Annotated in this window: 13 protein-coding genes, 1 pseudogene and 1 riboswitch; of the genes and pseudogenes, 13 read left to right on the forward strand and 1 reads right to left on the reverse strand. The window is 44.6% G+C overall.

Translation table 11 applies throughout. The features are described 5' to 3' along the window. Positions 1-401 precede the first annotated feature (401 nt). The 6 genes from BUQ89_RS04730 to BUQ89_RS04755 all read left to right on the forward strand — a co-directional run bounded on the left by BUQ89_RS04730 (position 402) and on the right by BUQ89_RS04755 (position 7,560). Positions 402-1,412, forward strand: coding sequence for a cytochrome-c peroxidase (locus tag BUQ89_RS04730; RefSeq protein WP_028461438.1), 1,011 nt, complete (start codon positions 402-404; stop codon positions 1,410-1,412). Between the two features lie 300 nt (positions 1,413-1,712). Then, positions 1,713-3,215: an apolipoprotein N-acyltransferase gene (gene lnt / locus BUQ89_RS04735; RefSeq protein ID WP_028461439.1), complete on the forward strand. Its 1,503-nt coding sequence runs from the start codon at positions 1,713-1,715 to the stop codon at positions 3,213-3,215. A gap of 44 nt (positions 3,216-3,259) precedes the next feature. After that, on the forward strand, positions 3,260-4,189 hold the full coding sequence (glyQ, locus tag BUQ89_RS04740; RefSeq protein WP_028461440.1) for a glycine--tRNA ligase subunit alpha: 930 nt from the start codon (positions 3,260-3,262) through the stop codon (positions 4,187-4,189). Beyond that, a complete protein-coding gene (glyS, locus tag BUQ89_RS04745) occupies positions 4,186-6,300 on the forward strand; it encodes a glycine--tRNA ligase subunit beta (RefSeq protein ID WP_028461441.1) in 2,115 nt (704 codons plus the stop codon). Before glyQ ends, glyS begins: the two co-directional genes overlap by 4 nt. A 1-nt stretch (position 6,301) precedes the next feature. Beyond that, entirely contained in the window at positions 6,302-6,841 is a 540-nt protein-coding gene (gene gmhB / locus BUQ89_RS04750; protein ID WP_028461442.1) for a D-glycero-beta-D-manno-heptose 1,7-bisphosphate 7-phosphatase, read from the forward strand. Continuing rightward, entirely contained in the window at positions 6,841-7,560 is a 720-nt protein-coding gene (locus tag BUQ89_RS04755; RefSeq protein WP_036572984.1) for a lysophospholipid acyltransferase family protein, read from the forward strand. The genes gmhB and BUQ89_RS04755 overlap by 1 nt, the downstream gene beginning before the upstream one ends. Before the next feature lie 291 nt (positions 7,561-7,851). Here the strand turns inward: BUQ89_RS04755 and BUQ89_RS13195 are convergent. Then, a pseudogene (locus BUQ89_RS13195) lies at positions 7,852-8,614 on the reverse strand (IS5 family transposase). Between the two features lie 296 nt (positions 8,615-8,910). Beyond that, positions 8,911-8,986, reverse strand: a riboswitch (cyclic di-GMP riboswitch). A gap of 92 nt (positions 8,987-9,078) precedes the next feature. On the opposite strand from BUQ89_RS13195, the gene BUQ89_RS04765 reads away from it, so the two are divergent. From BUQ89_RS04765 to BUQ89_RS04795, 7 genes are all read left to right on the forward strand, one after another. Beyond that, positions 9,079-10,044 carry a transposase gene (locus BUQ89_RS04765; protein ID WP_074202510.1) on the forward strand — a complete coding sequence of 322 codons (966 nt, stop codon included), beginning with the start codon at positions 9,079-9,081 and terminating at the stop codon, positions 10,042-10,044. Positions 10,045-10,489: 445 nt separating this feature from the next. Beyond that, positions 10,490-11,233, forward strand: a complete 744-nt coding sequence (locus tag BUQ89_RS04770; protein WP_028461679.1) for an MlaA family lipoprotein — start codon at positions 10,490-10,492, stop codon at positions 11,231-11,233. A gap of 249 nt (positions 11,234-11,482) precedes the next feature. After that, entirely contained in the window at positions 11,483-11,647 is a 165-nt protein-coding gene (locus BUQ89_RS04775) for a rubredoxin (protein WP_028461678.1), read from the forward strand. 3 nt (positions 11,648-11,650) lie between these two features. Then, the gene (locus BUQ89_RS04780) at positions 11,651-12,805 is read left to right on the forward strand and encodes an FAD-dependent oxidoreductase (protein ID WP_028461677.1); all 1,155 of its coding nucleotides are present in this window, start codon (positions 11,651-11,653) and stop codon (positions 12,803-12,805) included. A gap of 99 nt (positions 12,806-12,904) precedes the next feature. After that, the gene (locus BUQ89_RS04785; protein ID WP_028461676.1) at positions 12,905-13,465 is read left to right on the forward strand and encodes a septation protein A; all 561 of its coding nucleotides are present in this window, start codon (positions 12,905-12,907) and stop codon (positions 13,463-13,465) included. Between the two features lie 55 nt (positions 13,466-13,520). Further along, the gene (locus tag BUQ89_RS04790; protein ID WP_028461675.1) at positions 13,521-13,823 is read left to right on the forward strand and encodes a YciI family protein; all 303 of its coding nucleotides are present in this window, start codon (positions 13,521-13,523) and stop codon (positions 13,821-13,823) included. A 171-nt stretch (positions 13,824-13,994) separates the two neighbouring features. Next, a complete protein-coding gene (locus tag BUQ89_RS04795; RefSeq protein ID WP_028461674.1) occupies positions 13,995-14,795 on the forward strand; it encodes a peptidylprolyl isomerase in 801 nt (266 codons plus the stop codon). Positions 14,796-14,825 lie beyond the last annotated feature (30 nt).

Below are 14,825 nucleotides of genomic sequence, written 5' to 3' on the forward strand. Positions count from 1 at the left end.
GAAATTTGGCAGGAAGCTAGAAAAAATTGATTTCAGAACAGCCTCTGCAAGGGTGTAAATATATTCCATTGCAGACTATTATGATCTGGCAGAAAGAAAGAAAGAAAGAAAGAAAGAAGGGTGGCGTGGAGTCATGTTGAAAAAAACGCAACTAGCGATGCTGATTAGTTTTGAGAGCTCTTTTGACGCAAATTACTTTGTTAATGGATTGTTTATAAATGATTTTGTATTGCTGTTAGACCCTGTGGTTGTCCTTCCGAGATACTTTTGTCTCTAATGGTTTTTTGGTTTTGAGCATGGCTTTTGGATGTAAATAATTTTTTCATTTATTTACTAATGCGTCTTGTCACCCTATTATGTTTAGGTTTTAAAAAATATAATTGAATATAAAAGGGGACAACATGAAATTGATTCTGTTTCTGGCACTCACCTTAAGTGCGGGTGCTTATGCCCAAGGTGGTCATCACGATCATGATGGAGAACATAACCATGCTCACAAGCGTGGTCACAAGCTTGATATGACCGTTATTAAACAGTTTTTTGAGCCATTACCTGTATCGATTATTGATGAGGAAGAGAATGCCGCGCTGATTAAGCTGGGTAAGAAACTTTATCTGGATCCAAGGCTTTCAGTAAATGATCAGATTTCGTGTAACTCATGCCATGGACTGGACAATTTTGGTGTGGACAATGAACCTACTTCGCCGGGTCATGAAGGTAAGCGGGGTGATAGGAATTCTCCGACAACGATGAATGCCGCGCTTCATATTGCGCAATTCTGGGATGGACGCGCTAAAGATGTCGAAGAACAAGCTCTAGGCCCTATCCTGAATCCAGTTGAAATGGGAATGCCGAGTGAAGCAGCGGTTATAGACAAATTAAAGGGGATTGATGAATATCAGGCATTATTTGCAGATGCATTCCAAGAAGAGGATGATCCGTTTGTATATGCCAATGTTGGTAAGGCAATCGGCGCTTTTGAACGGACCCTTTTAACGCCTTCACGATTCGATGCTTTTCTCAAGGGTGACGAGGATGCATTGAACATCGATGAGAAGAGGGGCTTGAAGAAATTTATTCGCGCCGGTTGTGCCACTTGCCACAATGGTGTTGCCATTGGTGGAAATTCATACAAAAAAATAGGCTTGGTAGAATCTTATGAAACAACCGACATGGGCCGTTTTGTCGTGACCAATATCGAAAGCGATAAAAAGGCCTTCAAAGTACCCAGCCTGAGAAATATTACCAAGACAGGGCCTTACTTTCATGATGGTTCGGTCGCAACATTAGATGAGGCAATTTATTTAATGGCGAAACATCAGCTGGGCAAAAAAATCGGCCCGGCATTTGTTAAAGATGTCAAAGCATTCCTGGGGACGTTAACCAGCACTGAAAATAGCGATAAGAAGTAATAGACAGCGCAGTATTCCGGTATGGGTCATGTCGTAATAATGGGAATGATCCATACCGGAGATTAGCAGGCCGGTCGGAACAAGGTTGTTCAATATGAATCATTTCTGGCGTATCCAGTGTGATGACCTGGCAATTCGGGTACCGATGGTATTCAGTTTATTTACTCCCTGATGCTGCGTTACCGGATTGTTTATATTCGAGTTATTTTTTCTCCGATTTCATTTTTATTAAATCCGGGTTATCCTCACAACATGATTTTGTACGTATGTTTGTGATGTTATCCACCGGTTAAGCTCAGTTTGAATAAATTCTACGTAGCATTCAGCATTACCTTCTGTCTAGGCGTCCTGACTGTTCTCGGTTTTGCACCTTTTTATCTTTTTCCTGTTCCTGTTGTTACGCTTGCGCTGTTGTTTGGCTTCTGGCGTAAAAGTACGACATCAAGACAGGCTGCCTGGCTGGGTTTTTCTTATGGCATGGGCATGTTTGGCGCGGGCGTCAGCTGGATTTATGTGAGTTTGCATGATTTTGGCGCAATGTCTATGCCTGTTGCTGTATTTGCTTTATTTTTGTTATGTATCTATCTGGCCCTGTTCCCCGCGTTAAGTGGCTGGATACTGGTCAGGTTGCGTATCATTTCACCGGTTATCTGGGCACTGACTGCTGCTGCATTATGGACATTGTCTGAATGGTTACGAGGAAGTCTGTTTACCGGATTTCCATGGCTGGCATTGGGTTATTCGCAGGTTCCATTTAGTCCACTGGCGGGCTTTGCGCCCGTACTGGGTGCTTATGGCGTTTCGTTTATATTGGTATTGAGTGCGGCATTCTTATTGTTGTGGCTGGCACAGGGTTTGCGCACCTGGCGTTATGTATTGCCGCTGGGGATGGTCTGGTTGTGTGGTTTTTATTTGCAGCAGGTTGACTGGGTGCAACCGTTTGAAAAACCCGTGACAGTGAGCCTGGTGCAGGGAAATATTGCCCAGGATATGAAGTGGCGGGAGGATCACGTGCTGAATACCCTGGAGACTTATGCCGGGTTAATATTGGAAAGTGATAGCCGTCTGATTGTTACACCAGAAATTTCTATTCCGTTATTTTACGATGTGGTACCACCGGCTTATCTTGAACACTTGGCTATGCATGCCATGAGAAACGATGGAGATGTCCTGGTTGGAATGATTGAATCCGCGCCCGATGGAAGTGATGCCTATTACAATACTATGTTTAGTTTTGGTTCCTCGGCTAATCAGCATTATCGCAAGCATCATTTGGTTCCCTTTGGTGAATTTATTCCACTAAAGCCTCTATTTGGTTGGATTATCGAGGTATTGAAAATTCCGTTGTCAGATTTTTCACGTGGCGATTTACAACAGCAACCCATGCATGTCGCAGGGCAGCGCGTGGCCGTGAATATTTGTTACGAGGATGTGTTTGGTGAGGAGATTATTGGCCAGTTACCGCAAGCGACCTTGCTGGTCAATGTTAGTAACGACGCCTGGTTCGGGCGCTCTATCGGGCCACAGCAGCATTTGCAGATATCACAAATGCGCGCTCTGGAAACCGCGCGCTATATGCTACGCGCTACGAATACGGGTGTGACGGCCATCATTAATGAGCGGGGGATCGTACAGCAGGAAATGCCTGTATTTACTACAGCTGCATTGCATGGTACGGCGCAGGGATTTACCGGGGCAACGCCGTATGTTCGTTTCGGTAATAGTCTGATACTCGGGCTGGCGGGATTGCTATTACTTGGTGGATTTTTGTCAGTCTTTCGCGCTTCACAGAAAACCCTGTAAAATCCCGGCTATTACGATTACTGCGGTCCAGCTGAAGCATCATTATGTCGACACTCACATTCCAGGAAATTATCTTTGCACTCCAGCGCTATTGGGACAAACAAGGCTGTGCATTACTGCAGCCCTATGATATGGAGGTTGGTGCGGGCACGAGCCATACCGCCACCTTTTTGCGTGCTCTCGGGCCAGAACCCTGGCGTGCTGCTTATGTGCAGCCAGTCCGGCGTCCTAAAGATGGACGCTACGGGGATAACCCTAACCGTTTGCAGCATTATTATCAATTTCAGGTGGTGCTTAAGCCGGCACCAGCGAATATTCTGGATTTATATTTTGATTCTCTGCGGGAAATCGGCTTTGATTTGAAGCAGAATGATGTCCGCTTGATTGAAGATGATTGGGAGAATCCGACCCTGGGTGCGTGGGGGTTGGGATGGGAGGTATGGTTGAATGGTATGGAAGTCACGCAGTTTACCTATTTTCAACAGGTAGGCGGAATTGATTGTAAGCCTGTCACTGGTGAAATAACTTATGGGCTGGAACGATTGGCGATGTACTTGCAGGGTGTAGAGAATGTTTTTGACCTGATCTGGGCAGACGGATTAACTTATCGCGATGTCTATCATCAAAATGAGGTTGAACAATCTATCTATAACTTTGAACAGAGTGATACGGCATTTTTATTTATGGCGTTTACCAAGCATGAGGAACAAGCGATTCATTTAGTCGCCCAACAATTGGCGCTGCCAGCCTATGAACAGGTATTGAAAGCAGCACATACTTTTAATTTGCTGGATGCACGCAGTGCAATCTCGGTCACAGAGCGGGCTGCTTATATAGGCCGTATTCGTCATTTGGCCAGGAGTGTGGCGCAAGCGTATTATGCCAGTCGAGAACGTCTGGAACCGCCTTTCCCCCTGGCGCCACGTGAATGGGTTGCGCAGATTTCCAAATCGGCCGGATCAGGATCAGCATGACAATGAAAAATTTACTGGTGGAATTGTTGGTCGAAGAATTGCCGCCTAAATCGCTCAAACAGCTGGGCGATAGTTTTGCCGAGCTACTGTTTGCCAGCCTGGTAACTCAAAATCTGGTGGCCAAAGATGCGCCTGTAACAGCCTATGCCTCGCCTCGTCGCCTGGCCGTACATATTACGCATGTTTTAGCGCAGGCAGCGGATGAGTCGGTTTCACGAAAATTGATGCCTGTCGCGGTTGGCCTGGATGATGATGGACAAGCGACGCCACCCCTGCTTAAGAAGCTGGCCAGCCTGGGTGCTGATATGAGCGTTGTTCCTCATCTTAAACGTGTGATAGAGGGCAAGACGGAAGTCTTGTTTTTGGATAGTCGCGTTACAGGGATCGTGTTGGCTGAAGGCCTGCAAAAAGCGCTGGATGAGGCCCTGAACAGATTGCCTATTCCAAGAGTGATGACTTATCAGTTGGCGGATGGCTGGCAGAGTGTAAATTTTGTACGCCCGGCGCATGGATTGGTTGCGCTACATGGTACGGAAATCGTATCGGTGAATGCGTTAGGCTTGACCGCCGGACGCGCAACACAAGGGCATCGCTTTGAGGCAAAAATAAATCCTGTGGTGCTGAAGGGCGCAGATAATTATGCGCAGCAGCTGGAAACAGAAGGCGCCGTAATCGCTAATTTTGTTGCGCGCCGCACCGAAATTAAGCGCCAGCTGGCAATCCTGGTGGCAAAAGAAAATCTTGAGCATGTCGAGGATGAGGCGTTATTAGATGAAGTGACTGCACTGGTAGAACGCCCTAATGTACTGGCTGGTCAGTTTGATCCTGAATTCCTTGCGGTACCCCAGGAATGTCTGATTCTGACTATGAAGGCGAATCAAAAATACTTTCCAATGCTGGATGCGCATGGCAGGCTGGCCAATAAATTTATGATTGTTGCCAATATTCGCCCAGCGGATACGGGTCTGGTGATTACTGGCAATGAGCGTGTAGTGCGTTCTCGTCTGGCCGATGCGAAATTTTTCTTTGATCAGGATCGCAAAAGATCATTGGCTTCGCGTATTGCCGGATTGGATAAAGTGGTTTATCACAATAAGCTGGGCATGCAGGGTGAGCGAATAGAAAGAGTAAGAGCCATTGCGCATGCGATCGGTCTGCAGCTGGGTGGTGCCGCGCTTGCAAAGCAGGCGAGTGAAGCGGCGCAGCTGGCTAAAGCGGATCTGCTGACTGAAATGGTTAACGAGTTTCCTGAATTGCAGGGCGTGATGGGGCGCTATTATGCGCTGCAGGATGGGTTGAGTGAAGAAATTGCGTGCGCGATTGAAGATCATTATAAGCCACGCTTCGCCGGTGATACATTACCGCGTCATCAGGTGGGCATCTGTGTGGCACTGGCTGATAAACTGGAAACATTGACCGGTTTATTTGGGATTAAACAGATTCCGACCGGAGACAAAGATCCTTTCGCATTGCGCCGTCATGCCTTAGGCGTCATTCGTATATTGATAGAAAAGGCATTGCCATTATCGCTCGATATGTTATTGAAACAAGCCCGCGCTGCTTTTGGTGATCGCTTTACCGATGAATCTTGTACCCTGACGCACTTTATCTATGATCGGTTAGCCGGCAGTTTACGAGAGCAAGGCTATCAGGCGCAGGAAGTGGAAGCCGTTCTGGGTGGCTTGCCTGAACGACTGTCAGAGATTCCTAAACGGCTAGAGGCTGTGCGCGCTTTTTCTGAACTACCTGAGGCGGTGAGCCTGGCAGCTGCTAACAAGCGTGTACATAATATCCTTGAGAAGGGCTTGAAGAAGCAGTCTGTTGCTTTAAGCGAAGCTATCAATGTTGTCTGGCTGAAGGAACCTGCTGAGACAGCGCTCTATGAAATGTTGACCAGCGTGAAATCTCAGGCTGATGCGGCATTTGAGGCGGGCCATTATACCCGTTCATTGCAGGCATTAGCGGTGCTCAAGGAACCGATTGATGCTTTCTTTGATCAAGTGATGGTTTTTACGGATGATACCGATTTGCGTGCTAACCGGCTCTGTCTGCTGGACTTATTACATAAAACAATGAATCGCGTGGCGGATATTTCGAAACTGGTTACCTGATATGAAATTGATTATTCTCGATCATAATGGCGTTATCAATCATACTAGCCTTACCTTTATTAAGACACCGGATGAATGGGAACCTATTCCCGGTAGCCTGGAAGCGATTGCGCGTTTGACTCATTTAGGTTATCGGGTAGTGATTGTCACGAATCAGTCCGGTATTGGACGTGGATTATTGGATATGACCACTTATAACGCCATTAATGAGAAAATGTATAAAGCGGTTAATCAGGCAGGCGGGCGTATTGATGCGATATTTTTTTGTCCGCATACGAATATGGATAAATGTGCCTGTCGGAAACCGGCAACAGGTATGCTCAAGGAAATTATGCAGCGTTACGGTACTGATTTAAAGAATGTTCCTATGATTGGTGATTCGCTTCGGGATTTGCAGGCGAGTGCTGGGGTCGGTGCGCAGCCGATTTTGGTGTTGACAGGTAAGGGCGAAAGAACGCGTGCGGACAATCTATTGCCAGAGAATACGCAAATTTTTGAAAATCTGTCGACAGCGGTTGATTTTCTGGTTGGACAGGCATAATGCTGGCTGCATTACGTTCAGCATTGTATCTGTTGTTGCAAATCATCATTACACCGCCCTACGCATTAATAACGCTTGCCTGTTTTCCGCTCTCGGCGCATGGACGTTATCGTGTGACTTCTAGTTGGACGCACTTGATGCTGTTTTTGGTACGTGTGATATGTGGCGTGCGTTACCGTGTACTGGGCGCAGATCGTATTCCCAAAATACCGAGTATCGTGTTATCGAAACATCAATCCGCATGGGAAACACTGGCGTTCCAGAAAATTTTTCCACCGCAGGTATGGGTCCTTAAAAAGGAATTGTTACGTATCCCTTTTTTTGGCTGGGGTTTGGCGATGACGAATCCGATTGCAATCGATCGGAGTTCGGGGAAAGCAGCGCTGGAGCAGATTGTTGAACAAGGAAAAGAGCGATTAAAGCAGGGATTCTGGGTTGTGGTGTTTCCGGAAGGAACACGCATCGCACCGGGCAAGAAAGGAAAGTATCGTATTGGCGGCGCATGGCTTGCCACTCACGCTAAGGTCTGGGTGGTGCCTGTGGCACATAATGCGGGAGAATTCTGGGGAAAAAATTCTTTTATCAAGCAACCCGGTACGATAACGGTGAGTATTGGCGAACCCATTGATCCAGCCGGAATGGAGGCAGCCGAGCTGAATGAGAAAGTGGAGACCTGGATTGAGAAAGAGATGATCCGCATTCGTCATTTAGAAACTTAAACGGTATGGATCTGATAATCTTGCATAGATTGGCAGTCTATGTTTTTTTAAGCGCGGATTCAATTTCGAAGTGCAACAAGGAAGTGCAGGCCCATAACCGGTAATGTACTTTTGCTCGACCTGCTTTTTATTCGTCCGTAGTCTCATAATTATCATCAAAGAAGTGAAATCAATGCGTCCCTGGCCTATTCTGTAGTGCCAACCTTTGGTTGATTATTTTGCTTGAGAATTGTGATTTACTGATTTCAGATGGTAATATTGATTAGCTGGTTATTGCTTTAGATAGCGTAATCATGAGATATTTACCCAGAGAGCGATACATCTGATTTGCACAACAGCGAGAAATGAAGCACTATTTTTGTATTTTTGGCGTATCTTGTGGCAATGCCGTGCCATTTCTTGGGATGGAGGAAAGCGTTTTCAACCAGTGCCGTAATTTATAGTATTCTTTGTCGTAAGATCTTTGCACTGTATGGTTTCTTTTTGAGGAGGTTACGATTTTCATACCCTGGCTGTTCAATCGTTGCATTGCTGCCATAATGGCGACCTGACAGCAAATAATCCGCATCAAGTCCTTCGATCAAGCGGTCAGTCTGCGTTCAATCCGTTGTGGTATCCTGCGTAATAAAAACTCTGATCGGCATACCATGCGCATCCACGGCCAGACATATCTTGGTGTTGAGCCCCCTTTTGTGCGGCCCATGCCCTGATTTTCGCTCTTGGTCCCGGTGGCATGGGGATGATTCTTACAATGGCTGGCGTCAATCATAAGCCACTCGTAATCCGGATGGTCAATCAAGACTTCCAGTAATTTTTCCCAGATGCCCTTGTCGCGCCAGCGGATAAAACGGCGATGCGTATTGCTCCAACCTCCATAATCCAGCGGTAAATCCCGCCACGGTGCGCCGGTGCGCATAATCCAGAAAACGGCATCAATGAACTGGCGGTTATCTCTAGCTATGCCTCCCCAAGCACCTTGGCGGCCAGGTAAATGAGTCTCAAGCAACGCCCATACTTCGTCTGATATATCATGCTTGCGATGTGAATGTGTCATGCGAAATCCTTTCGTTTTTACAAGCATCTCATATTTTTCATTTTGTGATTATATTATTTAGAGCGACCGATACAGGATGATTTAAATTAATATAGCCGGCCAGTAGAATGCCTAGAGTTAAAGAATGAGTAAAACTGATGACTGTGTTTACTGAATCGAGACGTTTATTTGTAATTAACTGAGTGGAGGAAAGAGAACAGTGTGGCATGTTGTTCAACGCCTTACGCATTGATCGAGTCTGGATTCAGACACACGAAAGTGCATTCACGCTATTCTTTCTTGATATGACCTCGAGCTTTGGTAACGCCACTATTTCTTTCAAGATTAGAAGCTTTGCGTTCTTATCTCACGATAAGCTTGCCTTTCTCTACTGAAGGGGCCTGTCTCGAAATATCCCGAAATCAAGATATGTGGCGTATTGATTTGTTAAAATAGAGGCACGACTATTATTGGAAGAAACAGCCATGTTCCGTCAAGTTGAAATGATTTCACTGGAGGAGTTAGTTCCTCCTGATCACCCTTACCGTTATTTTAAGCAGATACTCAATGAAACATTTATTACGCGTTGTTTATCTGGCGTGCCATCTGATTTAGGCCGAGAGGGTTACGGCATAGTCCGTCTGTTCTACGGTTTGTTATTACAGTTTATGGAAGATTTAAGTGATCGGGAATGTGAACGATTTTTGAAAGAGAACCTGAGTGGCAAATGGTTGTGTGGATTTGGATTAAGTGAGATAACGCCAGATCACAATGCGTTTTATCGTACCCGTAAGCGCATAGGTACCGAACGGTTGAGCCAACTATTTGCTCAGATGCGCGAAGAGCTTGCCCGTCATGGCTTGATCAGTGAGGTATTTACGTTTGTGGATGCAACACACTTAATTGCCAAAGCGAATTTATGGAAAGAACGAGATCGGGCAATCAAAGCAAAACTGGACAAGCTTAACAACGAAGTACTGCCCAAGCTCGCCTGTGATAAGCAGGCAAAGATTGGTTGTAAAGGAAAAAACAAATATTGGTATGGTTATAAACAGCATAGCTCTGTTGACATGCAATCGGGTTTAATCAACAAGATAGCCGTGACACCAGGGAATGTGACTGATGCAAAAGGGCTCAAGCATGTATGCCCTAGTTCAGGGGCCATCTATGCGGACAAAGGCTATTGCACTAAACCTGCACAGCATGCCGCTGCAAAACGAGGTGTCCATTTGGCGGCAATCATGATGAATCACATGCTAGCGAAAAATCATGACAAAGATCGCTGGCTCAGTCACTTGAGAATGCCTTATGAACGCGTTTTCTCTAAACGTAACCGAAACGTGCGTTATCGCGGTATCGCCAAGAATCAATTTGCTGCGTTTATGTCTGCAATCAGTTTCAACCTCAAACGTATTTTAGTGCTTAATCCATCTGGTCTCGTCTTTTCTTGAGGAGCCATTGCGTCCAGAATCAGCTAAAACCGCATCAATCTAACAAATCTCATAGATATAACTACTATTTAGTCACTGTTTACGCAGCATCTAGACTACTATCTTAAAAAAAATAGTAAATCTTTTGCATCAAGGCGCAAATAATTGAATTACGCGACAGCCCCTGAAGATAATATGGCGCAAGATTTTAATGGGGCTTCATTTTTCTTGATAGTTTAGATGTCATAGCAAAAGGTAAAAAAATAGTGCTAGCATGATCAATTGCTTAACCTGATCAAATTTTCAGTATTAGGAGATAACCGTTTGTTTTTATACTGGTATAAACCTTATCGTGTAAATATCAAGGTTGCTACCATCCAGTTGGTGGAGTAGATTGAACCTATTGTATAATACTATATAAATGTGGCAAGATTTATTACAAACCATTACAAAAATGAACCAGAATATGACCCGCTTTTTTTGTTTCAAAGCTGTTACCTTGCTGTTATTAGGAGTAAATCTTTCTGGTTGTGCTTCATTTAACAATCAGCAGGATCCGTTGGAATCAATAAATCGTACTGTTTTTGAGTTTAATGAAGCAATCGATGATAAGGTATTGGAACCGGTAGCGAGGGGTTATAAGTGGGTAGTTCCTGATCCTATCGAAATGGTTGTGGGTAATTTTTTTTCTAATCTGAATGATGTCGTAGTGACAGCTAATTCTATTCTGCAGCTAAATTTTAGTAGTGCACTGGCCAGTAGTACACGTGTACTAATTAATACGACCTTTGGTATGCTGGGTATGATTGATATTGCGAGTGATATTAGTATGGCCAGCGATATCGATATAAGTAAACGTAACGAGGATTTTGGTCAAACCATGGGCCATTATGGCATTGCAAGCGGCCCATATCTGGTTTTGCCTTTTCTGGGACCGAGTTCTTTACGTGATGCAGTAGGAATTGGTGTGGATAGTTTTTTCGCTGACCCGGTTACGACCGGCGTTTATCTCAATAGTATTGATGCCGCCATACGGATACCAGTAGGCGGAGCAAGAGCACTTGATACGCGCGCGCAATTACTCGATGTCGAAAAAACTCTAGAAGAAGCTGCGCTGGATAAATATGAATTTATACGCGACGCCTATTTGCAGCGACGACATAGTTTAGTGCATAACGGTAATTTACCTTCTTCTGATGAAGCAGAATAAAACGTACTAGAATGCGGCTTTTGTTCTTCTATATTAATGGCATTATTCCCCGCGCATTAGATACTTCTGGATCATGCTTGGAAGTAATGATTTCAGGTATATACCGTTTCTGTCTCGTTGCAATCTGGAAATGCTGTTCTTATCTATTATCCGGAAAAAATATAACTTGAATGCTGACATTAATTTTTCAAGCATCAGCTGGGTGTTTTTTATAAAACATGATAATAATCTCAAGGAAGGTGGGTAGAAATGAGAAAGTTTCAATGTAATATATGTGGTTTTATCTATGACGAGGCCATTGGTGACCCGGAGCATGGTGTCAAGGCGGGTACTCGTTGGGAAGACATCCCTGAGGATTGGACTTGTCCAGACTGTGGTGTCGTTAAGGCTGATTTTGAAATGCTGGAGATTTAGATAATGCGTCATGAACCCGTAGTTATTATTGGCAGCGGACTGGCGGGTTATGCTGTTGCTCGTGAGCTACGTAGGTTAGACGGTGAATTACCCATTATCATGCTATCTGCGGATCATGGTGGTTTTTATTCCAAGCCAATGTTGTCGAATGCATTGACGACAGGAAAAACTCCCGAAACTATACTAAGCGGCGATGCTGTAAAGATGGCGGCGCAGTTGAATATATCCATTCGCTCGCATGCTCGGGTAGTGGCGATTGATAAGTCGAATAACAGGTTGTCGCTTGAAGATGGAGAAGTGATATCGTATGGCCAACTCGTTTTGGCTCTGGGTGCGGACCCTATTCGATTGCCATTACAAGGGGATGGAGTATCTGAAATATTATCAGTTAATGATCTCGATGATTACCGTTTCTTCCGTGGTGCATTATCCGGGAAAAAACAGGTTAGCATTATTGGTGCTGGTCTAATTGGCTGTGAATTTGCGAATGATCTTGTGGCGACGAATTATAAGGTTCATGTGATTGATATTAGTGCACAACCTCTGGGGCGACTTTTGCCACCGACGGGTGGCACTTTTATGCAGAATAAACTTGAAGCGGCCGGTGTAAACTTTCATTTGGATGCCATGATTCAGTGTGTGGAACGAGAGGGTGAATGTTTGCGTCTGGCTCTTTCGAATGGTGAAATTATCGAATCAGATATCGTGTTGTCGGCAGTTGGGTTGCGTCCACGTACCCAATTGGCGGAAGCAGCGGATATTCCGGTCAATCGCGGGATTGTGGTTAATAAATTATTGCAGACTGAGTCTGAGAATATATATGCGCTGGGTGACTGTGCGGATGTGGTGGGTAAGGTGTTGCCATTTGTAATGCCGATTACATATGCTGCACGCGCCCTAGCAGCAACTCTGGCAGGTAACCCTACTCCCGTGCATTATCCGGCAATGCCGGTTATGGTAAAGACACCAGCCTGTCCAACTGTAGTATCGCCCCCTGATTTTAGTGTCAGCGGTGAGTGGCATATTGATACGACTGAAGATAGTGTTAAGGCATTATATCAAGATAGAGCGGGTGGTTTGCTGGGCTATGCACTACTGGGTATGGCGGTTAAGGAAAAGAATACGCTGACTACGCAATTGCCGCCGATAATGATGTAGCGTGTTCTGAATTAAAATACTTGTTTGAATGGATTAACTATGCCCGGGCTGATTGGCACTTAACTTTTGGCTTATTACTCACGATAATAATTGGTATCAATGAAATTTCTTTTTGATCTGTTTCCGGTGATTCTGTTTTTCTGTATCTTCAAGATTTACGATATTTATATGGCTACAGCAGTAGCGATCGTGACTACTTTGATACAAGCCGCCTGGGTATGGTTTCATCACCATAAAATAGATGCCACGATGTGGGTAAGTTTAATTACGATTAGCCTGTTTGGTGGCGCAACACTTGCGCTAACAGACGAGACCTTTATCATGTGGAAGCCCACTGTAGTTTATGGGTTATTAGCTGTTGTACTTTTGATATCGAATCATCTTTTTAAGAAAAACCTGATACGATCGCTATTCCAAGATAAGATCGTATTGCCAGTGGCTGCTTGGAATAAGCTTAATGTGAGCTGGATCGTATTTTTTATATTTATGGGTGGTATTAACCTCTATGTAGCTTTTAATTACGCTATCGATACCTGGGTGACCTTCAAATTGTTCGGTTCGACGGGATTAATGCTTGTCTTCGTGGTTTTGCAGGCGGTAGTTTTAGTTAGATATATGAAAAATATTGATTCTGCGTTATACGATAATCATAGTTCATGAAAGCCGACCCTGGTCGCAGTGAACATATTGAGAATAAAAAAGGCAAAGGTGTATGATGCTTTATGTAATCAGTGGTGAAGATGTGTCGAATAGCCTAGATAAGCGCCTCGCAGCACGATCCGCACATTTGGAGCGACTCAAAGCGTTACAAACGGATGGACGTCTTATTTTAGCCGGACCCTATCCCACAATTGATAACGCTGATCCGGGGCCTGCCGGATTTTCTGGAAGCCTGATAGTGGCTGAGTTTGAATCATTAGAGGCGGCCCGTGCTTGGGGAGAAGCTGATCCCTATGTTGTTGCAGGAGTCTACGCAAAAGTAACGGTCAAGCCATTTATAAAGGTGTTGCCAGTGTAAACATGATTAGAGGAGAGTAAAGATTTTCATTTCTTCTCCGATAATCTGAAATTCAATGGTATGCGGCATATTAGCTGGATAGATCGTGAGCAAGGATTCACCTGCTTAGCGTTAAAGCGTATACTGCTATATGAATTTTAATTTTATCCAAATTATTAAAAAGGAATTTCCATGCGCTTGACGAAATTTTCCCGATTAACGATAGTTAGTATTTTTAGCTTGATTGCCATGTCAACTGCTCAGGCCCAGGCTGCTACGGCTGTGGCCAAGGTAAATGGCGTGATTATTCCTCAATCGCGGCTAGAGTTAATGGTCAAAGCTAATATTGCTCAAGGTCAGGCAGATAATCCAGAAATGAGAAAGGCTTTACGAGAAAATTTGATTACGGAAGAAATCCTTGCTCAGGAAGCAATCAAGAAGGGACTTGATCGTGACCAAGAGGTTGTTACGCAATTGGAATTATCCCGTCAAGCAGTATTGGTAAGAGCGTTTCAGGCTAACTATATAAAGAATAATGTGGTTAGTGATGAAACCTTGCGCAAGGAATATGAAATACTGAAAGTGCAAATGGGTGATAAGGAGTACAAAGCGCGTCATATTCTGGTAGAAAATGAAAATGAAGCCAGGGACGTTATTGCCAGTCTTAAGAAGAAGGGTGCCGATTTTGGAAAAATTGCATCAGAAAAATCTCGAGATGATGGTAGCAAGGATAGTGGAGGAGAGCTTGACTGGAGTCCTGCTGCAGCGTACGTCAGGCCTTTTGCTGAAACGTTAGAGAAATTGCAGAAAGGAAAATTTACCGAGGAGCCGGTACAAACTTCTTTTGGCTGGCACGTCATTGAATTAACGGATGTCCGTCCTATGACATTTCCTCCGTTTGATGAAATTAAACAGAATATACAGCAGCGTGTATTGCAGCGAGAATTCGCGGCGGTTGTTCAGGATTTACGTAGTAAAGCCAAAGTGGAATAATTCCATGAGTATTTGATAGAGGATTGGGAT

This window comes from Nitrosomonas cryotolerans ATCC 49181 (assembly GCF_900143275.1).
In the GTDB taxonomy this organism is placed as follows: Bacteria; Pseudomonadota; Gammaproteobacteria; order Burkholderiales; family Nitrosomonadaceae; genus Nitrosomonas; species Nitrosomonas cryotolerans.